The sequence below is a fragment of the Litorivivens lipolytica genome (assembly GCF_014191715.1).
Taxonomy (GTDB): Bacteria; Pseudomonadota; Gammaproteobacteria; order Pseudomonadales; family Spongiibacteraceae; genus Litorivivens; species Litorivivens lipolytica.
Window position 1 is genome coordinate 479,359 of sequence record NZ_JACHWY010000003.1, and the last position, 21,423, is coordinate 500,781.

General features: G+C 55.7%; 21 protein-coding genes. 12 read left to right on the top strand and 9 right to left on the bottom strand.

Features of this window, described 5'->3' with window-relative positions; all coding sequences use genetic code 11:
• Window position 1 precedes the first annotated feature (1 nt).
• From FHR99_RS14425 to FHR99_RS14450, 6 genes are all read left to right on the top strand, one after another.
• Window positions 2-349 (top strand): nucleotide pyrophosphohydrolase, encoded by a 348-nt coding sequence (locus FHR99_RS14425; protein ID WP_183411410.1) that lies wholly within the window; start codon window positions 2-4, stop codon window positions 347-349.
• 183 nt (window positions 350-532) lie between these two features.
• Window positions 533-2,386 (top strand): EAL domain-containing protein, encoded by a 1,854-nt coding sequence (locus tag FHR99_RS14430; RefSeq protein ID WP_183411411.1) that lies wholly within the window; start codon window positions 533-535, stop codon window positions 2,384-2,386.
• A 142-nt stretch (window positions 2,387-2,528) separates the two neighbouring features.
• Entirely contained in the window at window positions 2,529-3,470 is a 942-nt protein-coding gene (gene glyQ / locus FHR99_RS14435; protein WP_183411412.1) for a glycine--tRNA ligase subunit alpha, read from the top strand.
• Window positions 3,467-5,554 (top strand): glycine--tRNA ligase subunit beta, encoded by a 2,088-nt coding sequence (gene glyS / locus FHR99_RS14440; RefSeq protein ID WP_183411413.1) that lies wholly within the window; start codon window positions 3,467-3,469, stop codon window positions 5,552-5,554. Before glyQ ends, glyS begins: the two co-directional genes overlap by 4 nt.
• Window positions 5,554-6,111 (top strand): D-glycero-beta-D-manno-heptose 1,7-bisphosphate 7-phosphatase, encoded by a 558-nt coding sequence (gmhB, locus tag FHR99_RS14445; protein WP_183411414.1) that lies wholly within the window; start codon window positions 5,554-5,556, stop codon window positions 6,109-6,111. Before glyS ends, gmhB begins: the two co-directional genes overlap by 1 nt.
• Window positions 6,108-6,863: a lysophospholipid acyltransferase family protein gene (locus FHR99_RS14450; protein WP_183411415.1), complete on the top strand. Its 756-nt coding sequence runs from the start codon at window positions 6,108-6,110 to the stop codon at window positions 6,861-6,863. Before gmhB ends, FHR99_RS14450 begins: the two co-directional genes overlap by 4 nt.
• Before the next feature lies 1 nt (window position 6,864).
• Here FHR99_RS14450 and FHR99_RS14455 read toward each other — a convergent pair whose 3' ends face one another.
• From FHR99_RS14455 to FHR99_RS14480, 6 genes are read right to left on the bottom strand one after another with little or no spacing between them, the layout of a single operon-like run.
• Window positions 6,865-7,524, bottom strand: coding sequence for an SCO family protein (locus FHR99_RS14455; RefSeq protein ID WP_183411416.1), 660 nt, complete (start codon window positions 7,522-7,524; stop codon window positions 6,865-6,867).
• Complete coding sequence (locus FHR99_RS14460) at window positions 7,521-7,865, bottom strand: cytochrome C oxidase subunit IV family protein (protein ID WP_183411417.1); 345 nt, start codon at window positions 7,863-7,865, stop codon at window positions 7,521-7,523. The genes FHR99_RS14455 and FHR99_RS14460 overlap by 4 nt, the downstream gene beginning before the upstream one ends.
• 10 nt (window positions 7,866-7,875) lie before the next feature.
• Window positions 7,876-8,547: a heme-copper oxidase subunit III family protein gene (locus FHR99_RS14465; protein WP_183411418.1), complete on the bottom strand. Its 672-nt coding sequence runs from the start codon at window positions 8,545-8,547 to the stop codon at window positions 7,876-7,878.
• A 4-nt stretch (window positions 8,548-8,551) separates the two neighbouring features.
• Window positions 8,552-9,208 (bottom strand): cytochrome c oxidase subunit 3, encoded by a 657-nt coding sequence (locus FHR99_RS14470; RefSeq protein ID WP_183411419.1) that lies wholly within the window; start codon window positions 9,206-9,208, stop codon window positions 8,552-8,554.
• A gap of 28 nt (window positions 9,209-9,236) precedes the next feature.
• Window positions 9,237-11,000: a cytochrome c oxidase subunit I gene (locus tag FHR99_RS14475; protein WP_183411420.1), complete on the bottom strand. Its 1,764-nt coding sequence runs from the start codon at window positions 10,998-11,000 to the stop codon at window positions 9,237-9,239.
• Window positions 10,997-12,406 carry a c-type cytochrome gene (locus FHR99_RS14480; protein WP_183411421.1) on the bottom strand — a complete coding sequence of 470 codons (1,410 nt, stop codon included), beginning with the start codon at window positions 12,404-12,406 and terminating at the stop codon, window positions 10,997-10,999. Before FHR99_RS14480 ends, FHR99_RS14475 begins: the two co-directional genes overlap by 4 nt.
• A gap of 464 nt (window positions 12,407-12,870) precedes the next feature.
• Between FHR99_RS14480 and FHR99_RS14485 the strand changes: the two genes are divergently transcribed.
• Window positions 12,871-13,428 (top strand): NAD/FAD-utilizing enzyme, encoded by a 558-nt coding sequence (locus FHR99_RS14485; RefSeq protein WP_183411422.1) that lies wholly within the window; start codon window positions 12,871-12,873, stop codon window positions 13,426-13,428.
• A gap of 65 nt (window positions 13,429-13,493) precedes the next feature.
• Here FHR99_RS14485 and FHR99_RS16400 read toward each other — a convergent pair whose 3' ends face one another.
• Together FHR99_RS16400 and FHR99_RS16405 are read right to left on the bottom strand one after the other, a co-directional pair.
• Window positions 13,494-14,837 carry a TonB-dependent receptor gene (locus FHR99_RS16400; RefSeq protein ID WP_246386951.1) on the bottom strand — a complete coding sequence of 448 codons (1,344 nt, stop codon included), beginning with the start codon at window positions 14,835-14,837 and terminating at the stop codon, window positions 13,494-13,496.
• A 3-nt stretch (window positions 14,838-14,840) separates the two neighbouring features.
• Window positions 14,841-15,734 carry a TonB-dependent receptor gene (locus tag FHR99_RS16405; RefSeq protein WP_246386953.1) on the bottom strand — a complete coding sequence of 298 codons (894 nt, stop codon included), beginning with the start codon at window positions 15,732-15,734 and terminating at the stop codon, window positions 14,841-14,843.
• A gap of 301 nt (window positions 15,735-16,035) precedes the next feature.
• Here FHR99_RS16405 and FHR99_RS14495 point away from each other — a divergent pair, with 301 nt between their 5' ends.
• From FHR99_RS14495 to brnA, 3 genes are read left to right on the top strand one after another with little or no spacing between them, the layout of a single operon-like run.
• On the top strand, window positions 16,036-16,803 hold the full coding sequence (locus FHR99_RS14495; RefSeq protein ID WP_183411423.1) for an SDR family NAD(P)-dependent oxidoreductase: 768 nt from the start codon (window positions 16,036-16,038) through the stop codon (window positions 16,801-16,803).
• Between the two features lie 55 nt (window positions 16,804-16,858).
• Window positions 16,859-17,587 carry an SIMPL domain-containing protein gene (locus tag FHR99_RS14500; protein ID WP_183411424.1) on the top strand — a complete coding sequence of 243 codons (729 nt, stop codon included), beginning with the start codon at window positions 16,859-16,861 and terminating at the stop codon, window positions 17,585-17,587.
• Between the two features lie 39 nt (window positions 17,588-17,626).
• Window positions 17,627-17,911, top strand: a complete 285-nt coding sequence (gene brnA, locus FHR99_RS16245; RefSeq protein ID WP_425488638.1) for a type II toxin-antitoxin system BrnA family antitoxin — start codon at window positions 17,627-17,629, stop codon at window positions 17,909-17,911.
• Between the two features lie 10 nt (window positions 17,912-17,921).
• On the opposite strand, the gene FHR99_RS14510 is transcribed toward brnA, so the two are convergent.
• On the bottom strand, window positions 17,922-18,785 hold the full coding sequence (locus FHR99_RS14510) for a sterol desaturase family protein (RefSeq protein WP_183411425.1): 864 nt from the start codon (window positions 18,783-18,785) through the stop codon (window positions 17,922-17,924).
• Window positions 18,786-18,865: 80 nt separating this feature from the next.
• Between FHR99_RS14510 and FHR99_RS14515 the strand changes: the two genes are divergently transcribed.
• Window positions 18,866-19,768, top strand: a complete 903-nt coding sequence (locus FHR99_RS14515) for a LysR substrate-binding domain-containing protein (protein ID WP_183411426.1) — start codon at window positions 18,866-18,868, stop codon at window positions 19,766-19,768.
• Window positions 19,769-19,818: 50 nt separating this feature from the next.
• Window positions 19,819-21,396, top strand: coding sequence for a cation:proton antiporter family protein (locus tag FHR99_RS14520; protein WP_183411427.1), 1,578 nt, complete (start codon window positions 19,819-19,821; stop codon window positions 21,394-21,396).
• Window positions 21,397-21,423: the final 27 nt, after the last annotated feature.

Sequence of the window (21,423 nt, forward strand, 5' to 3'; positions counted from 1 at the left end):
GATGAAAGAACTGGATGACCTCCGCCAAAGATTGCGACACTTCGCCGCCGAGCGCGACTGGGATCAGTTCCACTCTCCTAAAAACCTGTCGATGGCCCTCAGTGTGGAAGCCAGCGAACTCGTAGAGTGTTTTCAGTGGCTGACCGAAGAGCAGTCGTGCAACCTCACCGCTGAGCAGCTGGCCGCTGTCACCGACGAAATCGCCGATATCCAGCTCTATCTGGTGCGTCTGGCGGATAAATTGAATGTTGATATCCCCAGCGCCCTCAACCAGAAGATTGCGAAGAACGAGGCCAAGTACCCGGCAGACAAAGTGCGCGGGAGCTCAAAAAAATATACGGAATACTGAGCGCTATCGCGCTCATAGAGGCTTGCTCCCCAGCAAGGCCTGACGGCGAGAACCGGCTAAGCACTTGATTCTCAAGCAACCCTAAACCAGAATTAAGTATTAGCACCAGCAGCTATACTCGAAATAACAACATGCTCGCGTTGGGACCTCGCATCTGTCTCAGCTTCAAAAAGGGAGTCTATAGTGCGAAACCAGCAGTGGCTTTTCGCTGTGATCGCGCCCGTACTGGTCAGCGGGCTGGCACTGTGGCTGGTTGGCGCTTGGCTGGCTCTGATTATCGGCCTTGTTCCCCTGTGCGCCCTGGCGCTTCTGCTGCTGCGCAAACTACACACCGCACAATCTCGCGCTGCTGCCCTCAAGTCTGAGCTGAATAAGCTTCTGTTTGGCCTAGAGAAAAGCCCACAGGCGATCCTGTTTGTAGAGGCCGGCGGCGTCGTGGCTTACGCCAACAGCAATCTGGGCGAGCTAATCGGTATCCCGGTAAAAAAATTGATCGGCCGCAGCTTGCTCGAATACACCGACCTCGGGATACCCTCAAGCCTCTTCCAGGACATTTCGACAGCCGTCGGCAAAAAAGAAGAGTGGCACGGCGAGGTGTTCTTTGAAAAAGCCCCTCCCACAGGCCGCCATACCATCACGACCTGTAGCCCGATCTACGACGAGGGCGACAAGCTTATGTACATGCTCATCCTGATAGACGATATCAGCGATGAGAAAGTATTCGCCCAGCGCATGTATACAAACGCTCACTATGACGCGGTAACCGGGCTACCCAACCGCAGCTACAGTCTTGAGAAGCTGGAGCAGGCCACACTCGCAGCGAAATCCAAGGAGAGCACATTTACCCTGATTCACCTGAATCTGGATCGCTTTAAACTGATCAATGATTCGCGCGGCCACGGTCTTGGCGACAAGGTTCTGAATCAGATCGCCGGGCGCCTTCGCAACACCCTGTATGACGGCGACCTGCTCGGCAACCTGGGCGGCGACAAGTTCTTGATTCTTTTGCAGAATCAGCGAGACGAAAACGCGGTTCGCACAGCGCTGGCACTGAAATCTGCCGTCAACGAACCGCTGCTGATGGAAGAGGGCGAACTGACCCTGTCTGCCAGTATCGGGCTCGCCATTTTCCCCGACGACGCAAACTCGGCGCCTGAATTAATGCGCTGTGCGGAATCGGCTATGTATTATGCGCGCGAGCAGGGTGGCGACGGTTTTTACCGCTACCGCCATAAACCCGGTAACGGCGCGGCCAGTCGACTGGCCATTGAATCGCACTTGCGCCACGCCATTTCCCGCAATGAAATGTCCTTGGCTTTTCAGCCCATCATCGATATTGGGCACAACCGCCTGGTCGGTGCCGAAGCGCTGTTGCGCTGGCATAACAGCGAGCTGAAAAACCCGTCACCCGACAAGTTCATCCAGATCGCCGAGGAAACGGGGCTGATTCTCCCGATTGGCGACTGGGCGCTGGAGGAAGCCTGCCTGCACGCAAAACGCTGGCAAGCATACGATCCGGACTTTGTGGTGGCGGTCAATGTCTGTGCCCGACAATTTGAGAAGGGGCATATCCTTACGGCGGTGGAGCGCGCCTTGAGCAAAACCGGTCTGCCGCCGCGCGCCCTGGAACTGGAAGTCACCGAGCGTCTGCTGATGGGCAACGACAGTTTGACCAAGAGTATTCTCTACCGGCTCAAAAACATGGGCATTCGCCTCTCACTGGACGATTTTGGCACGGGCTACGCCTCCCTCAGTTACCTCAAACAATACCCCTTCGACGTACTCAAGATAGACCGCAGCTTTGTGGCCGACTGTCAGCACTCTGAGCAGAGTCGCCAACTGATTCAAGCCATCGTCAATATGGCCCACTCCCTGCAAATGGAGGTGGTTGGCGAGGGTGTGGAACAGCTTGAGCAGCGCCGCCTGCTGAGAGAGGCGGGCTGCGATATGGCGCAAGGTTACCTCTTTACGCCCGCCATTCCCGCCGACCGTTTTACCCATTGGGCCGATCAGTACCTGCAGGTTCAACCAGGTTGACTCCACGCCCTTTATCGCGACAACGGTAGCGGCGTTCCCCGCAATGACCGGAGCCTGTGCGTGTTGACACAGAACACCTTCGCGTAAGCCCCCGCCAGACGTTATAATTCCCGCCTTTTTGCGAAAGACAGGTGGGTTTTACGTGACCAAGGCAGACGTCAGTACATTTCAGGGGCTGATTCTCGCGCTTCAACATTTCTGGGCAGAACGCGGTTGCGTGATTCTGCAGCCGCTCGATATGGAAGTAGGGGCGGGTACTTTCCACCCCGGCACCTTCTTGCGCGCCATCGGCCCGGAAACCTGGAACAGCGCCTATGTGCAGCCCTGCCGCCGCCCAACCGACGGCCGCTACGGCGAAAACCCCAACCGCCTGCAGCACTACTATCAGTTTCAGGTGGTGATGAAGCCCTCGCCGCTGGAAATTCAGGAGCTGTATCTGGATTCCCTGCGCCACCTCGGTATCGACCCTGCCATCCACGATATCCGCTTTGTGGAAGACAACTGGGAATCGCCGACTTTGGGCGCCTGGGGTCTGGGCTGGGAAGTGTGGCTCAACGGCATGGAAGTCACCCAATTTACCTACTTCCAGCAAGTGGGCGGTTTGGAGTGCTACCCGGTGACTGGCGAGATTACCTACGGCCTTGAGCGCATCGCCATGTACCTGCAGGGCGTGGACAGCATCTATGACCTGATCTGGACCAACGGTCCCGACGGGCCTGTGACCTACGGTGACGTGTTCCACCAAAACGAAGTAGAAATGTCGCGCTTTAACTTTGAAGAAGCTGACGTGCCCGAACTGTTCAAGCAGTTCGATCACTGCGAAGCCCAGAGTCAGAAACTGATTGAAAAAGGCCTGCCGCTGCCTGCCTATGAAATGGTGATGAAGGCCTCCCATGCCTTTAACCTGTTGGATGCCCGCCACGCCATCTCCGTAACCGAGCGTCAGCGGTTTATTCTCCGTGTCCGCACCTTGGCTCGCGCAGTAGCGCAGGCTTATTTTGATGCGCGCAAGGCCCTGGGCTTTCCGCTGGCGCCGGAGACTCTCCGCAACGAAGTATTGGCCGCAGAGGAGGGCAAGTCATGAGCGCGCGTGATCTGTTAATTGAAATCGGTACCGAAGAGCTGCCGCCCGTTGCGCTGAAAGGTCTACGTGATGCTTTTGCCGATAGCATTGAAAACCAACTAAACGACGCTGCATTGAGCTTTGAAAGTGCCGAGCGCTTTGCCAGCCCGCGCCGTCTTGCGGTTTTGCTGCGCGCGCTGAACGAGCAGGCGCCCAGCCAGACGCTGGAAGCCTGGGGCCCGCCAGCAAAAGTCGCTTTTGATAAAGACGGCAATCCCACCCGTGCTGCAGAAGCCTTCGCCCAGAAAAACGGACTCGATGTTACCGACCTAAAAAACCACGTCGCCAACGACGGCAAGCAGGACAAACTGTTCGTGAAAAACGAACAGGCAGGCGCCAAAACTAGCGATGTGATTTTCGATATCATTGAAAAAGCCCTCGCTGCACTCCCGATTCCCAAGCGCATGCGCTGGGGCGCCAGCCGCGCTGAGTTTGTACGCCCGGTACATTGGGTCAGCGCCGTGTATGGCAGTGACACCCTGAACGGTGAAGCCCTGAACCTGAAGGCCGGCAATACCACTCGCGGTCACCGTTTCCACGCCAACACTGAGCTGACAGTCAAAAACGCCGGTGACTATGAAAGCCTGCTGCTCGAAGAGGGCAAGGTAGTCGCCAGCTTTGAAAAACGTCGCGAGATGATTCGCGAACAGGTCTCTGCCGAAGGTAAGAAACTCGGCGGTGAAGCGGTGATCAGCGACGACCTGCTCGACGAAGTAACCGCGCTGGTGGAATGGCCCGTCGCACTAGCCGGCAGCTTTGAAGAACGCTTTTTGAAAGTACCTGCCGAAGCGTTGATTTCCTCAATGAAGGAACACCAGAAGTATTTCCACGTAGTGGATGCTAACGGTGGGCTTATGCCGAACTTTATCACCGTGTCCAATATCGAAAGCCTCGATCCCGCGCAAGTCATCGATGGCAATGAAAAAGTCATTCGCCCACGCCTGAGCGATGCGGCCTTCTTCTTCGAAACCGACTGCAAGACCTCGCTATTTGATCGCCGTGAAAAACTGAAGTCCATCGTATTTCAGGAAAAACTCGGCACCTTGTTCGACAAGACCGAACGTATCGCCGCACTGAGTAAAGTGCTGGCTGAAAAAATCGGCGCCGATGTCGCTCTGGCCGAGCGCGCCGCGCTTTTATGCAAAAGCGACCTCGTGACCGATATGGTGTACGAGTTTGCCGATATGCAGGGCATTGCCGGTTTGTACTACGCCAATAACGACGGCGAGCCGGCAGACGTTGCCAAAGCGATGGACGAGCAATACCTGCCGCGCTTTGCCGGTGACAGTCTGCCCACCACTCAGACCGGCAGCGTGATTGCGCTGGCGGATCGCCTCGACACCATTACCGGCATCTTCGGTATCGGCCAGCCGCCGAGCGGTTCGAAAGATCCCTTTGCCCTGCGCCGCGCTTGTCTGGGTGTATTGCGCATTATTCTGGAGCAAAATCTGGAACTGGATCTGCGCGAACTGATCGCTCAAGCCGCAAAACAGCACAGCGCGGTCAAAGCCGACGACGAGCTGATCAACACCATCCTGGCTTATATGATCGAGCGCCTGCGTGCGGTCTATGACGAGCAAGGCATTGCAGCGGAAGTGTTTATGGCGGTCACCGCCAAAAACCTGAGCGTACCGCTGGATATCGATCGTCGCATCAAGGCCGTGAACAGCTTTACTGCCTTGAGCGAGGCCGAAGCACTAGCCGCGGCCAACAAGCGCGTATCCAATATTCTGGCCAAGGCGGAAGGTTTCACTGCCGGCAAGATTGACGACAGCCTGCTGCAAGAAATTGCAGAAAAAGCTCTGGCAGACGCATTGAACACCGCGAGTGCGGCCTTCCAACCGCTGATGGATAAGGGCGACTACGAAGGCGCGCTGAAATCACTGGCCAGCCTGCGCGCACCCGTCGACACTTTCTTTGACGAGGTGATGGTAAATGCCGACGACGACGCACTGAAGAAAAACCGCCTCAGCCTGCTCAGCCAATTGCGCGAACTGTTTTTGCAAGTAGCCGATATCTCGTTGCTGGTGCCCGGTAAAAACTGATGCCCCTGATATTGCTCGACCGCGACGGCGTGATCAATGAAGATTCGGATAACTATATCCGCAGCGCCGAGGAATGGATTCCTGTGCCGGGCAGTATCGAGGCCATCGCGCGTTTGAGTCAGGCCGGTTACACCATTGGCGTGTGTACCAATCAATCCGGGCTCGGTCGCGGCTATTTCAGTGAAGACGATCTGAGCGCCATGCACCGCAAAATGTGTGCGCTGGTAGGTGCCCACGGTGGCGTCATCAACGGCATCTTTTTCTGCCCCCATTTACCTGATGCGGAGTGCGACTGCCGCAAACCGCTGCCGGGGCTGATCGATCAGGCAGCCGCTGCCTTTAACGCCAAAGTTAAAGGCGTGCCCTTTGTCGGCGATTCCATAAAAGATTTACAAGCCGCGGTTGCCCGCGATTGCCAGCCAGTGCTGGTCAAAACCGGCAAGGGTGAGAAGAGTTTTGCACAGTTAGCGGAACATGGATCACTGTCCCACACGCAGGTGTTTGCTACGCTCGCAGACTTCGCTGATGACCTGCTAGCCGCACGGGCCAAACAATGAATCTCTCACTCACACGACCGGTACTGTTTGTTAGAACTTTGCTGTTCTATATTGGCTACGTGTTACTCACCGGTTGGTTCAGCACGACTGGCATTTTGTTTTTCTGGTTTACGCCCCTGTCGATTCGAGGTCGCTACCTGATTACCTGGAACCAATGGATACTGATCTGGTTGCGGTTAACCTGTGGCGTCAGATACAACGTCGTCGGCAGCGTACCCGAGGGCCACTACGTAGTCATGGCCAAGCACCAGAGCCAGTGGGAAACGTTTTATCTTCAGCACGCCTTTTTTCCCATCGGCATTGTGTTGAAACGCGAACTGTTAAAGCTGCCGTTTTTTGGCTGGGGCTTGAAACTGGTCGACCCCATCGCTATTGATCGCAGCAACCCGAAAGCCGCCCTGCGCTACATCATGGACGAAGGCACGCGCCGACTGAAAGACGGTCGCCGGGTGCTGATTTTCCCCGAAGGTACACGCACGTCCGTCGGCCAGAAAGGGACCTACGCCCGCAGCGGAGCCAATATGGCAATAGCCGCTGGCGTGCCGGTGGTACCCGTGTCCCATAACGCCGGCGTCTGTTGGCCGCCCAAAAAATTCCTCAAATACCCCGGCACCATTACGGTTGTGATCGGCGAGCCCATTGCCACCGACAATATCAGCAGTCGCGAACTCACTGCCAAGGTAGAGGGCTGGATAGAAGCGGAACTGGACGCCATGATGAAACCGGCGCCCACGGAAGCAAAACTCGCCTGAGTTATTCGCCGACCCACGCCCTTAGGGCAAGATAGTCTTTCAAGACCTGCTCGGGCTCAAAAAACTGCTGACCTTGACGCGTTCGGGTGGGAGACAGTGCCGCGCGCAGTTGCGCTTGCTCGTCGATCAGAAAGAGCAGAAAGCCGTGATTAACCTGGTAGTCTTCGTCACCCGGAACGCCGCTTACGCTGGCATTGATCCCCAGGCTTTCCTCAAAACCTTTGGCAGCATCTGGATCACGAGCACGCACGCCGATAAAACGCGGATCAAACCACGGCACGTAATTTTTCAGCGCGGCAACGCTATCGCGCTGGGGATCGACGGTATAAAACCAGACCTGAATATCGCGATAGGCCGGTTCACTCTCGAGAAGCGTTTGAAAGCGCTTTAGGTCAGACAGCAGGGTGGGGCAGATATCAGGGCAATGAGTAAAGCCATAGCTGACCAGATGCCAGCGACCGGTAAAGTCACTTTCCTTTAGCCCTTCGCCGTGATGATTGATCAATGCGATATTTTTTAGCAACTTGGGCTGAGGCAGAACCGCACCCTGAATGTTCGGCACAACCGGCTGGGATGGCCATAAAAGCAGTGCCGCCGAGATAAAACCCAGGAGCAGAAAACTCGCAAGCCACCAGCGCATCATGCTTCGCTCGGAGCTCATTTCCCCCCGGCAAGAAATTCCAGTCGATTGAGATAGATGTAATCGGCTTCAATCGCAATAAAAATTATGAAAACCACAATCGCCAAAGTCGGCAGCAAAAGCGCAACCTTGAGCGTAGCCGGCTCCCAAGCAAAGTGCATAAACACCGCAATGATTAAACCGGCTTTCAGAAACATAAATAACAGGATCAGCGACCAACGGAGCAGACCTTGAAACTGGAAATAGTCGACCATGTAAGACAGGGCACTGAGCACAAACAGCAGTGTCCAAACTTTGAAATACAGTCCAATCGGATGTTCCTGTCCGTCATGGCTTTCGGCAGCCTGTGTCGAATTACTCATGGCCAGCTCCTTACCAGAGGTAGAAAAACGCGAAGATAAATACCCATACCAGATCCACAAAGTGCCAGTACAAGCCGGTTATTTCGACAATCTGAAAGCCGCGCTGATCGTAATCACCACGCCTGACTTTGTTGGCGACAATGGCGAGATAAATTACCCCCGCCGACACGTGCAGCCCGTGAAAACCCGTCACCATAAAAAACACCGAGCCAAACTGGGCAGCGCCCATCGGGTTGCCCCAGGGCCGAACACCTTCTTCGATCAGTTTGCTCCACTCAAAGGCCTGCATACCCACAAAGCTGGCGCCGAGCAGGGCTGTTGCCAGCATCAGTTTAAACGTGGCGGACTTATTCCTCTGATAGGCACAGTTAACCGCCATTGCCATGGTGCCGCTGCTGGTAATCAGAATGAAGGTCATAATCGCGATCAGCAGCAGGGGCACACTCACCCCACCCACATGCAAGGCAAACACCTCACTCGCCAAGGGCCACTGATCGGTGCTGGCCATGCGCGCATTCATGTAACTGATCAGAAAAATACTGAAAATAAAGGTATCCGAGAGCAGGAAAATCCACATCATCAACTTGCCCCAGGAGAGCTTGAAGGTCTCCTTGTCAGCAGACCAGTCGTTGACCATGTGCTTCCAGTAAGTGAGATTTTCCTGGGTAGATGTGTTGGCCATTGGCTTACCCCAGTCCGCAGAACGCGGCAATGATTGCGTAGGTTTCCGGTGTGCGGGTGAGCATGAAAAACAGCACCAGCCACAACACAAATAAATAGTGCCAATAGGTAGCACAGGCGCGCAGTGCGACACCGGTGTCAGCGCCCGCAAGGTATTTTCGACCCACCAGCAGTAGTGCAAAGAGCCCGCCAATGATGTGTGTCGCATGCACGCCGGTCAGCATATAGAAGTAACTGTTGGCCGGGTTTTCCGCCAAGCCATACCCCAGGTTATAGAGAAACTGCCAGACCGAAACCTGCAGCACGACAAACAGGGCCGCAAAAAATCCACCCCCCAGCAAAAGCAAGATGGCTTGCTGTTTCTGCGAGGTTCTAACAGCCCAATGCAGACAGAGACTGGCCAGCAGCAGGACTCCGGTATTAACCCAGAGTCGCATAGAATCGGTGAAGGGTTGCCACGGCTCACCGGCCAGCGCGTGGAAATCCTGAAACTGGGAGCGCTCGATAAAGGTCACAAAAAACAGCAGGAAAAGAATCGTGATCGCGCCCAACAACATACGCAGCGCGATTTGTCCCGGGGCCTTCCCCGTATCGGTATCCGGCACTTCACCGGCCGCTTCAGGCAACCAGGGTTTATCGGTAAAAATCTGTGTCCAGCTCATACCGCCATCCTTTTTCCGAGGCTGTTAATCAGGTTTTGTGACTCTTGCGCCCACCCGGTTCGTAATCCACATCTTCTTCGGGCACATGCTGGGGAATAAAATCCTGACGCGCGCCGGGCACGCTATAGTCGTAAGCCCAGCGATACACGGTAGGCAACTTGTCACCCCAGTTACCCTGATCCGGTGGCACATCCGGCGTATGCCACTCCAGCGAAGCCGCACCCCACGGGTTGCGTTCGGATTTCGGGCCTTTACGCAGCGTCCAGATCACGTTGAAAATGAAGACCAGTTGGAACAGGGCGACAATAATCGCAGCGAGGGTAATGTCCTCGTTCATCGAATGCACCGAGTCGGGCATAAACGACGAGTCACCCAGCGCGTAGTAGCGACGCGGCACACCGAGGAAGCCGAGGTAGTGCATGGGAAGATAGATCGCGTAGGTGCCAAGGAAGGTTCCCCAGAAATGAATCTTGCCCATTCCCGTGTGCAACTGCTTGCCACTGATCAAGGGGAACCAGTGATAAATGGCCGCAAACAACACCATGATGGGGGAAACACCCATCACCATATGAAAGTGCGCTACCACAAAGAAGGTGTCGGACAGGGGTAGGTCAATCACCACATTGCCCAAAAACAGGCCGCTCAAGCCGCCATGGGTAAAGGTAAAAATAAACCCGATGGCGAACAGCATTGGTACGGTGAGATGAATATTGCCGCGCCACAGGGTAAGCACCCAGTTGTAGACTTTAATCGCCGTGGGCACCGCGATGATGAGCGTGGTGGTCGCAAAGAAAAACCCAAAGTAAGGATTCATCCCGCTCACATACATATGGTGAGCCCAGACGATAAAACTCAGGCCACCGATAATCACAATCGCCCACACCATCATCCGGTAACCGAAAATATTCTTGCGCGCATGGACGCTCAGCACATCGCTGATCATGCCGAAAGCGGGCAGGGCGACGATATAGACTTCCGGGTGACCAAAGAACCAGAACAAATGTTGAAACAGAATCGGACTTCCGCCCTCGTGTTCCAGCGGCTCACCCAGTGACACAATCGCCGGCATAAAAAAGCTGGTGCCCGCCAGCGTGTCGAACAACATCATAATGGCGCTGACCAGAAGCGCAGGAAATGCAAACAGACCCAGGATAGTCGCGGTGAAAATGCCCCAGATGGTAAGCGGCATCCGCATCAAGGTCATGCCGCGCGTGCGGGCCTGCAACACCGTAGTGACGTAATTCAGGCCACCCATCGTAAAGGCGACAATAAAAATCGCTAACGACAATAACATCAACACAATGCCGCTACCGACACCGGGCGTACCCTCCAAGATCGCCTGTGGTGGATACAGCGTCCAGCCGGCGCCGGTGGGACCGCCCGGCGCAAAGAAACTGGCGAGCAATACAATCACCGACAAAAGATAGAACCAGTAACTGAGCATGTTGAGGTAGGGAAAAACCATATCCCGTGTACCAACCATCAACGGAATCAGGTAATTACCAAACCCACCCAACAGCAAGGCCGTCAGCAAATAAATCACCATGATCATGCCGTGCATGGTCACAAACTGCAGATAGCTATTGGGATTTATAAAATCAAACTGATCCGGGTAGCCCAACTGCAGCCGCATCAATACAGACAGCACCAGCGCAATCAGACCCACAAAGATTGCAGTGCTTGCGTACTGAATGGCAATGACCTTGTGGTCCTGGCTCCAGATGTATTTGCCGATAAAGGTTTTCGGATGGTGGAGATGGGCTTCCTGATCGGCGATCGCGACGTGACTCATAGGCGGTCATCCCCGGTTGATGAAACGGAAAGTTCGGTCGATGCTTGCGGCGCCAGCGTGGCAATATAAGCCAGCAAATCATCCAGACGCTCAGGGTTCTGAATAGTCTGGGTCATAAAGCGCATCTGGGTGCCGAACTGGTCTTTGGGATGAGTTCCTCGCCACCCCATACTGTAATGCTTGAGCTGGCGATACAGATACCAGTCGGCCTGACCGGCAAGACGTGGCGCGCTCAGCAAACCTTTGCCCTGAGCTTCGGCACCGTGACAGGCGACGCAGACGTCATAAACTGCCGCCCCGGCTTTGGCGTTACCCCCTTCGCGGGTAGGAGCCGATGCGATTGCCGGCAGCGATTGAATATAAGCGAGCAAGTTGCGCTCGTCCTCGGGCTTGCTGACGATGCCCGCCATGCTCACCATCTGCTTTCCGATGTTGTCCTGCGGGTGAGCGCCGCGAATACCGTCTCGGTAGTAGCGAAGCTGACGCGCCATATAATCTGCGCTAAGAATGCTGAGGTTCGGCGCATTCAGCATTTCGTTGCCAGCGGCATCGGCGCCGTGGCAAGCCGCGCAATTTCCGTAAAGTTTCTTACCCGCCGCAAGATCCGCCGTTTTCTCTATCTGAGTTTCCGCGAAAGTTGGATACTCACTCAACCACTGAGCAAAATTCTCCTGTGACTCAACCACCACCATGCCGCGCATGGTGTAGTGCGCGAGACCGCAAAGCTCTTCGCAGAGAATGTCAAATTCACCTTCGCGAGTCGGCTCAAACCACTGATAGGTTTCGGTGCCCGGCACCAGATCCATTTTTACGCGAAACTGCGGTACCGCAAAGTTGTGCAGTACATCATTCGAGCGCAGATACAGTTTTATCGGTTGGTTCAGCGGCAGGTGCAGGCGCTGGCTGTTAACGAGAATGTCATCCTGACCCTCTGGGTCATCAGGGTCGAGACCAAAGGGATTTTCCGGCGTCACAAAACGCGCGTCGGCACCACCCAACTGATTGTCTTCACCGGGAAAGCGAAACGTCCATTGCCACTGCTGACCAATCGCTTCCACCACCTGCGCATCGTCAGGCGCATGAATAATTTTTCCCCAGGCAATCAAACCGGGCGTTAACATCGCGACCACACCAATGGTCGTAATGATCGTCAACCAGCTTTCAAGGGATTTGTTTTCTGGTTCGTAATGGGCTTTGTTGTTGCCGTGTTTACGGTAGCGCCAAACCACCCAGGCCAGAAACAGGTTAACCGCAATAAAAACGGCGCCGGTCACCCAAAATGAAATTTCAATTGTGGTATCGATGGCCTGCCAATTTGAGGCAATGGGCGTGAGCCACCAGGGACTGAGCAGATGGAACACAATTGTAACGACAACCAGCCCCAGAATAATCAGCGCTATAACCATGTCGCTTCCCTATGGCGTTTGGCCTGACGCATACCGGGGCACAGACTACAGCGAGGTATACCGACAGGATCGTTATTATCATTGGGCTGACATTATGACTACTTCGAGTTTGGGTAGCACAACGGTCAGCCGATCTGTCCTTGAACCAGCTCAAGTCACTATAGACGAAAATCGCAGGTTGCACAGACCCGATGTGCAGATTTCCTATAAGGCCGGCAATTAGGTTCAAAGAATCAGTCGCTTAATAATCAAAAGCACTTAAAAAAATCTTTTTGATGCTCGTCGGTAGTAACGCGCGTAATGGGCGCGGCGAACTCGTAAGACGAAAACCATCTAAGAATTAGATTTTATAGGTTTAATCGTTCATAGCGGGCAGCCCCAGTTGATGTAAAGTTAAAGAGCAATCTGATCTTTCAGATAATGCGTAGCAAAGGTTTCAGAAACGCAAAGAAAATGGAGGGTGTATGAAACGCCACTATTTCATCAGTGACGATCTGGACGAACTCGATCGCGTGGAGGCCGAACTGGAATCCGAGGGCCTAGATAAGCCTCAGATCCACGTCTATAGCGAAGACGACACCGGTGTGGACACACACGAACATCTGCACAACGTGGAAGCGGTGCTAAAGAAAGACGTAGTGCACGGCACCGAGCTCGGCGCCCTGATTGGCGTAGCCGCCGCAGCATTGGTTCTACTCATCGCCTGGATGAGCGGCCTACCCGAAACCGTAACCTGGGTTCCCTTTATTTTTCTCGCCATCGTCGCACTCGGGTTCTGCACGTGGGAAGGCGGATTGTTTGGCATTCAGGAAATGCACCACGACTTCAAACAATTTCGCGACGAACTCAAGTCCGGAAAGCATGTTCTTTTTGTCGACATCGAACCCAATCAGGTCTCAGCCCTGCAACGCGTTATCGCTCGCCACCCGCAGGTGAGAAACGCCGGCACCGGCTCGGCCACACCGGGTTTTGTAATCAAGGCACAGCGTAAATGGAAAGAGTTTGTGCATACCATGCCCTAACTATTCTTCGGAGCTAAACAAAAAGGCCGACATGATGTCGGCCTTTTTTATTGCCTTTTTAATTCTTAAAAACGATAAGCCAAATCCAAGCCGTAGCTGCGCGGATCACCGAATACCGCTGAAGGAAACAGCGCATTGAAGTGGGCGATGTAGTATTCCTCGTCGGCGATGTTGCGTGCCCAAAGCGCAACGTCAATTCCGCCACCCAAGGCGCGGATATCTGCCATTGAAAAGCGCGCGTTCCATACCCCGTAGCTGTCGACGATATAGTGTCCGTCCTTGATATTGCTGCTGGTGAATTTGTCGTCCTGCCAACTGTAATCAATCGACAGCCGGGCATCCGCAAACTGAATCCCGCTAAACGTGTAATCAAGACCTAGGGTGGCGCTATGCGTCGGCGCGTTGACGAAGCGGAATTCTGCGGTCACATCATTCCCTTCGGCGTCTCGCACCACTTCATAGTCTGTATCCAGATAACCGTAACTGAAGCTTAGCGTAGTCGCCTCGCCGAGCAGGACGGTCAGATCCATCTCTACCCCCTCGATAATAGCTTCACCGGCATTCAGCACGTCGGTCACGGTCGGGTCATTGGGGTCGGTTTGGACATTGACCTGAATGTCGTCGTAGTCCGCCGCAAACACCGCCACGTTCAAACGCAGACGTCGATCAAGGTATTCCCCTTTCAAACCCAGCTCGGTAGAAACCAGCTGCTCCGCATCAAACCCCGCATTAAACCGCTCCACCGAACTCGCGCGCACGTTATAGCCACCGGTTTTATAGCCATTGACCCACTTGGCGTAGATGTTGGTGGTTTCCGCCAGATCGTAGGCCAGCACCAAGGATGGACTGCTGTCGCTGAAATCCCGGTCACCGCGACCTTGCGGATCTTCCAGCACCACTTCCGTGGGCGTCGGGAAGGGCAGGCCACTCGCAGGCTGGATATTGCTCAGGCGATTGACGTTTTTCAGCGTTGCTTGCCGGCTGTCACGGGAACTGCGCCAGCCCAGCGTGACGTGCAGGCGGCTGTCCAGCCATTCCGGGGTATAGGTTGCCTGCCCGAAAATTGCCTGAGCCTCGTTGTCGATCGATACGTCGCGCATCGCGTTGATGGTGGCGCGGGCATCGTTAACGCCATCGCCGGTCAGATCAATATCGAACTCGGGCACTACGGTAAGATCATAGCTGTCGGCACGTTCCGTGAAAGCGTAGGCACCCACCACGTAGTCCAGGCGATCGTTAAAACCACTGCCTAGCAGTTGCAGTTCGTGGGTCGTCTGTTCCTGCTCGATATCAAACTCGGTAATAAAGGTGGCGTGCTCACCGCGCTCACCGGCGTGGTAGTTCTGGTGGGTGAAGTTTTCCAGCTCGCGATAGGCGCCGATATATTTCAGCTCCAGCGATTCGCTCAACAATCATTTCACGGTCAGGCTGTGGCCCTTGGGTGTTACATCATTGGCTTTAAGGCCTTCCACCGATTCGGAGCCGCGCTCAGGGCGATCCGGCTGCTCTGGGTGTAGCGGCACACGCTCCACAAACATTGGCGTATCTTCTATGCGGGAGGTGTCGTAGGCGTAACGCACTTCAACGGCATCTGTGGCATCCCATAACACATCAACCCGCCAGGCTTCGCGCTCGCGATCGCCAAAGCGCTCGACACCGGTCCCAGCGTTGTCGACAAAGCCCTCTTTCTGCATCGTCATATAGGCCAGCTTGGCGGCCAACCTATCGCTCAGCGGCAGGTTGAGACTGCTTTTGCTACGGAAATAATCGAAATTGCCCGCGCTGAATTTCTGGGTGAACTCCAGCGCTTCCGGTGAGGGCGCTTTGGTAATCACATTGATGGCACCGCCGGTGGCGTTTCGGCCGTAGAGAGTACCCTGGGGACCGCGCAGCACTTCAATGCGCTCGATATCAGCGACTTCCTGGGCGAGACCGAGGTTGCGCGCAAGATAGACGCCATCCATGTAGACCGCTACGCTTGGGTCCTGAGTCACCTGATCATCGTTATTGCCCACGCCGCGCATATACACACGCGCGGTGGTCGCACTGTTCGGGTGGGGAGTGAGCTGGAGGTTAGGCACGTTGGCGCGCAGATCCACCAGATTGGAAATGCCTTTCTTTTCCAGCGCATCTGACGAAAAGGCAGCGATCGAAATCGGCGCATCCTGCAGTGACTCTGCCTTGCGCTGGGCGGTCACCACAACTTCCTCAAGAGCGACACTCCCCACGGCCGCGCTCGGCAGCAGGGTCAAGGCGAGGCTAATCAGCAAGCCAGAGTCACGGGGTTTGTTCAGGGCAGTCGGCATTTTATTCTCCCGAATGGTTGGTCTACCAAGAAGTAGGCAAACTAACGATTCGGCGCCCATGTCATAACTGGCATGCAGACTAGTCCAGATGAGGTAAAAAGGCTTTGTCACCCGGAATAACAATCATAAGCCGTTGTAATTTATTAACAAGCTGAATTTTTATGACGTTCGCTGGCACACCGGGAAAACACCGTGGCTGGCAATAGATTTGGCAGTTAGGTTACTTTATATCCTACAAACCAGTAGGTTGTATAAGCTTTAAACAGCTTTTGATGATTATCGATAGAAAAAAGGATTGCCCATGAATCCACTTGCCAGCCCCGCCACCCCGGTGATCATCACCGGCGCTGCCTCCGGCATCGGTCTCGCCTGCGCCCGCGCCTTAACCGAGGTGGGACGCGCCGTCGCACTCTGGGATATCAGCTCGGACGTGATATCGGCCGCAGAGCAATTGCAGCGCCAAAGCGGTGTCGATTGCATCGGCCTGACGGTGGATGTCGCCGATATCGACGCCCTGCAACGGGCGGTCGGTGACTCACGCGATGCACTGGGGCCCATCGGCGGGCTGGTGCATGCTGCGGGCATTGCCGGTGTAGGGATGCTGGATCAGCTGGAACCTGAACTCTGGGATAGCGTGCTGAACATTAACCTGCGCGCCGAGGTGTTTCTGGCCAAAGCGCTGCGCGCTGATATGAAAAGCCTGCCCGGCTCGGCCATTGTTGGCATCGCTTCCATCAACGCGACTCTGGGCAACGCCATGAACCCCAGCTACAGCGCCTCCAAAGGCGGCATGCTGGCGCTAAATCGGGCTCTGGCCGACGATCTTGGGCGCGACGGTATTCGCATCAACAGCGTGTCGCCGGGGCAGATCCTTACCCCCATGATCCAGCAGGCGGTCGACCACGCACCAGGCCTGAAAGAAGAATTCGAACGCCGGATTCTGCTCGGCCGCATTGGTGAACCCGAAGAAATTGGCCGGGTCGTTCGCTTTTTATTGTCCAATGAAGCGAGTTACATCACAGCCTCGGAAATTGTGGTGGACGGCGGCAATATTTCCTCTCAGCGCTAGCGTTATCGCCGACGCAGCTTTGGCATAATGTCGCCTTCTGAACACGGAGCTTGTTATGCGACAGTTTGTGCTGATTGTTACGGTTCTTCTGCTGGCGCTGGTGTTGTTTAGCCAGTTCAACGAGTCGCCGCTGGTACCGCCCAAACCCCGCATCGTTGCGGTAGAAGGGCAGGGCGAGTTTGAGGTGCTGCCCGACATTGTTCGACTGCACTATAACGTGTCCAGCCTCCACGACAGTGACCCGGCCATTGCCAAGGCCGAGGTAGACAAGATTGCTTCAGCCTCGGTGCGCGCGCTGATGGAACTTGGTGTGGAAGAGAGCGACATCACCTCCTCGGCCCTGCACGTCAGCATTCAGGAAGATTACAACCGCAACGACGGTTCCCGCACTCGCCGCCACCGCGTACAGCGCAATGTCGAAGCGGTTTTACGCAACCCCAATGACTACAGTCGCGCCCTGCAGGTGCTGGTCGACAGCGGCATCTCCGAGATCACCCATATTCAGCCGGAAGTCTCCAACCTTGAAGAGCTGAAACAGAAAGCCCTCGCCGACGCCGCCCGCAAGGCCCGTCAGCAGGCCGATTTCCTTGCCGCCCAGTTTGATACGGAAGTAGAGCGGGTCCACCAGATTGGTCGTCAGGACGTGCAGCGCCATTTTGAGATGCGAGAAATGGTCGCCCACGCCGCCAAGGGTGGCGACGCGCCTGAGCCACCGCCGCATGATTTTAAACCCGCCAAGGTAAAAATCAGCTCGCAGGTGTTTGTGGAGTTTGAACTGGAGTAGACCCTCGGCAATGGTATAAAAAAGGCATATTAATAACTCATTGATGAGTTTGAGTTCGACCCAAGGAAGAGTCGTACCAACCGTGACAAACATGGCATCGACTCCATCGACGCCCAGTCACTTTGGGAAGCCCCAAACCTAATAGAAGTTAGAGCCAGAACGGTAGACGAACCGCGCTGGCAGCGACGAGTAAACGTGGACTTTCCTGTGTGGATGATAGAAGCCCTGGACGACGAAGCGGCCCGCCTCGGTGTCACTCGCCAGTCGATCATTAAAGTGTGGTTGGCGGAGCGACTGGAGCAATCTGCCAACCGCCAAACCTGAAAGACTCCGACTACGCCAGCTTCTTCAAGTCCGTCGCAAAGAATCGATGCCAGATACTGTGCTCTTCCTCGGGCGACTGCTTCCAGCCATAAACCTTGGGCTTTTCCTTTTCGATCACCAGCGAATCAAACAGTAGCCAGTCATAGATCGCCAGCAGATTGCACAGATTGCTGCCCGAGTTTTTACCGCGGGCGTGGTGGTGATGGTGCTGGGTCGGGAAGGTCAGGATATGACACAGGCCATACATGGTCTTGCGCACCCAGGCCCAGCGGTGGTTGAGAAAATAGAGGTCGTAATTCCAGTTCACGTGGTTGTGCGCCGCCCATAGTCCCTTGAACACGGTCCCCACCAGAAACACTTCGGTCAGGCCGAGATAGACACAGAAAAACTGGAACCAGTAGTTGGGCATGATGAACCACCACAGCCAGTGCTCAACAAAGGTCTGGGTGACCGACAGCTGACCCTTGCCATCATTGCCGCCGGAGAGGTGGTGGGGGCGGTGGCCCATCTTGAACAGCCCCTGCACGCGCTGCAGAGTTTTGCTTTTCGGGCGGCGCGCGTGGGCAAACCAGTGGCCGGCGCCGTGCAGCAGCTCTTCCAGCGCAATATAGGCCAGCAGCACCCACCAGAAGTTGGCCGCAGCAAATTCATTTAGCGCCCCCTGCCACTGGGGTACCAGCAGGCCGCCGATAAAGGCGGTGGCCAACACCAGCGCCGGGCGCTGCACAATCACCATCGCCGCACCGGTGAGCAGAGCCATATTCCAGTCTTCGCGGGATTTACGCCCATCGCGAGTGCGGCCGGCCAACACTTCCCAGACCATGGCAAACAAAATAAACACGATAACCAGATGTTCGGGTTTGATTTCAGGCATCACACACCTCCAAAGACGATGTTGTCAGCCTAGCGCAGGCGTGATATTTGTAAACTGAATGTTTTGTATATGTAATATCCATGAAGCTGAATTTACGTTCCATTGACCTCAACCTGCTGACCGTCTTCGACAGCCTGATGGAGACCGGCAAACTGTCAGCGACTGCGGTCGAGCTGGGTATGAGTCAGCCGGCCGTCAGCGCGGCCCTGCAGCGCTTGCGCCTAACCTTTGACGACGAACTGTTTCTCCGCCAGCGCAGCGGCATGCAACCCACCCCACGCGCTCGCCAATTGCAGGGCGATATTCGCGAAGCGCTGCAACTGGTGCGCCGTGCCGTCAGTGCGGCGCCACACTTCGACCCCACGACGGCCGACCGGCGCTTTACCCTGCTGGGCGAGGTCATGTTTGAAAGCGCGGTCATGGGTAACTTGCTGAACCGCTTTGCCGAAATTGCGCCCCAACTTCGGATCGACTCACTGCCGATTCACCCGAATGATCCTGTCAAAACGCTAATCAACCTGGAGGCGGACCTGCTGCTGGATTATGTGAACTATGAGCATCCGCAAATCCATCAGGCCCACGCCGGAACCGAGGAGTTGGTCGTACTTGCAGCCCGCGATCATCCGCGGATTAAGCGCTTAACGACCAAGCGTTATCTGGCTGAGCCGCACGTCATCCTGTCGCGCCGGCACGGCAAGCAGACCTCGCTGGAATATGCGCTCGGTCAGATTCAGATGGAGCGACGGGTACAGGCCAGCGTGCAGAGTTTTGCCTCAATGCCCATCGTGGTGGCGCAAACCGACTGCCTCGCAACCGTGCCCAAGCGACTGGGAGAGCTGTATGAGCGAGCCTACCCGCTGCGCTGCCACCCCTTTCCACTGAGTGTAGACCCGATCCCGCTGAAGATGTACTGGCCGCGCGTTCTCGACAACGACCCGGCCCACCGCTGGTTTCGCGAACAGGTATCCGCTGTTCTGGTCTGATCCTCTATACTCCCCATTCGAGCCTTCATTCACCGCTGCAAGGAGCCCCCTTGGAACCTCTGGTTATCCTGCTCGCCTTTTTTGCCGGCCTCGGCTTTCGTTCGCTGGGCTATCCGCCACTGCTCGGCTATCTGCTCGCGGGCTTTATTGCCCATGGGCTGGGCCTGGCAGGTGACGGCGCGGGGGTCGTGGTCATCGCCGATCTGGGGATCACCCTGCTCCTGTTTACCATTGGCCTCAAGCTGAATCTTAAAGAGCTGATTGCCCCCCAGGTCTGGGGCACGGCCACTCTGCAAACCCTGCTGGTGGTGCCGCTCACCTGGGGCATGCTGATCCTGCTTACCCAGTTGCTCCCGGGGCTCGAGCTCTCGCCCGAAGCGGGCTTGACGCTGGCTTTCGCACTCTCTTTTTCAAGCACGGTGTTTACCACCAAAACGCTGGAAGAGCGGGGCGAAGCGGTGGCCCTCCACGCCGCCATCGCCATCGGCATTCTGGTCGTACAGGACCTGTTCGCGGTGGGCTATCTGGTGGCCGCCTCAGGCAAATTCCCCACACCTTCCGCACTCTGGCTGCTGGCGCTGCCGCTGCTGCGGCCGGTGCTTGGGCGCATTCTGCAGTGGGTTGGGCACGGTGAACTGCTGATACTGTTTGGCTTTCTAGTGGCGCTCGGTGGCGCCGGACTGTTTGAGTCCGTCAATATGAAGGGCGACCTCGGTGCGCTGGTCATCGGCATGCTGCTTAACAGCCACAAGAAAAGCACCGAGCTGTACAAAAACCTGATTCAGTTTAAAGATATTTTCCTGATCGGCTTTTTCCTGCAAATCGGCTTTAACGGCCTGCCCGGCGGCAATATGTTGCTAATAGCGCTGGCACTGGGTGCGCTGGTGCTGCTGCGACCAATCGTCTATGTGATTCTACTATTGTGGCTGCGGCAGCGGGCGCGAACCGCGCTGCTGGCCGCTCTATCACTGGCCACCTACAGCGAGTTCGGGCTGATCGTGGCCCAACTTGCGGCCAAAGGCGGCACCATCAGCAACGAGTGGGTTACCACCATTGCACTGGCACTGGCCATCTCCTTCTTTATCGCAACGCCCCTGAATAACCGGGCGCGGGATATTTACGGCCGCTTTGGCGACTTTCTGCTGGCCAATGAGCGCGGCATTGGCAGTACCGAGGAGGCGATTGCCACGCTGGGACAGAGCGACATTGTGATTGTCGGGGCGGGCCGCGTGGGTGTAGGCGCCTATCGCTTTTTGAGCGAACGCTATCCCAACAATGTCATTTGTATCGAGGAAAACGGCGATAAAGTTGCCGCCCTGCAAGCCCAGGGAATTAACTGCGTACACGCCGACGGTAACGATCGGGATTTCTGGAATCGCGCCTGCCTCGCCGAGCGCAAGCTGATTCTGGTCAGCCTGACCAACCACAAGGAGAATATGTCGGTAGTCAAGTTTCTGAAATCGCAAGAGTTTTACGGCGATCTCGCGGTGGTATCGCGGTACCCGGATGAAGAGCGGGAAATTCGCGAGGCCGGCTGCATCACCTTTAACCTCTACGCAGAAGCCGGCCACGGTTTTGCCGAGCACGTACTGGAGCAGTGCAGTGCCTATGCCAATCCACAAGCTTGAGCCGGGTGCGGCATCGCGTCGCGGCGC

What these genes read in the sequence shown, in the direction of transcription:
- FHR99_RS14480 (WP_183411421.1), bottom strand. Translation starts at nt 12,406, where the DNA reads ATGGTTATAGCGCTGATTATTCTGGGGCTGGTTGTCGTTACAATTGTG.
- FHR99_RS14510 (WP_183411425.1), bottom strand. Translation starts at nt 18,785, where the DNA reads ATGCCTGAAATCAAACCCGAACATCTGGTTATCGTGTTTATTTTGTTT.
- FHR99_RS14450 (WP_183411415.1), top strand. Translation starts at nt 6,108, where the DNA reads ATGAATCTCTCACTCACACGACCGGTACTGTTTGTTAGAACTTTGCTG.
- FHR99_RS14470 (WP_183411419.1), bottom strand. Translation starts at nt 9,208, where the DNA reads ATGAGCTGGACACAGATTTTTACCGATAAACCCTGGTTGCCTGAAGCG.
- gmhB (WP_183411414.1), top strand. Translation starts at nt 5,554, where the DNA reads ATGCCCCTGATATTGCTCGACCGCGACGGCGTGATCAATGAAGATTCG.
- FHR99_RS14425 (WP_183411410.1), top strand. Translation starts at nt 2, where the DNA reads ATGAAAGAACTGGATGACCTCCGCCAAAGATTGCGACACTTCGCCGCC.
- glyS (WP_183411413.1), top strand. Translation starts at nt 3,467, where the DNA reads ATGAGCGCGCGTGATCTGTTAATTGAAATCGGTACCGAAGAGCTGCCG.
- FHR99_RS14465 (WP_183411418.1), bottom strand. Translation starts at nt 8,547, where the DNA reads ATGGCCAACACATCTACCCAGGAAAATCTCACTTACTGGAAGCACATG.
- FHR99_RS14500 (WP_183411424.1), top strand. Translation starts at nt 16,859, where the DNA reads ATGCGACAGTTTGTGCTGATTGTTACGGTTCTTCTGCTGGCGCTGGTG.
- FHR99_RS16405 (WP_246386953.1), bottom strand. Translation starts at nt 15,734, where the DNA reads ATGCCGACTGCCCTGAACAAACCCCGTGACTCTGGCTTGCTGATTAGC.
- FHR99_RS14475 (WP_183411420.1), bottom strand. Translation starts at nt 11,000, where the DNA reads ATGAGTCACGTCGCGATCGCCGATCAGGAAGCCCATCTCCACCATCCG.
- FHR99_RS14485 (WP_183411422.1), top strand. Translation starts at nt 12,871, where the DNA reads ATGAAACGCCACTATTTCATCAGTGACGATCTGGACGAACTCGATCGC.
- FHR99_RS14460 (WP_183411417.1), bottom strand. Translation starts at nt 7,865, where the DNA reads ATGAGTAATTCGACACAGGCTGCCGAAAGCCATGACGGACAGGAACAT.
- FHR99_RS14495 (WP_183411423.1), top strand. Translation starts at nt 16,036, where the DNA reads ATGAATCCACTTGCCAGCCCCGCCACCCCGGTGATCATCACCGGCGCT.
- FHR99_RS14455 (WP_183411416.1), bottom strand. Translation starts at nt 7,524, where the DNA reads ATGAGCTCCGAGCGAAGCATGATGCGCTGGTGGCTTGCGAGTTTTCTG.
- FHR99_RS14515 (WP_183411426.1), top strand. Translation starts at nt 18,866, where the DNA reads ATGAAGCTGAATTTACGTTCCATTGACCTCAACCTGCTGACCGTCTTC.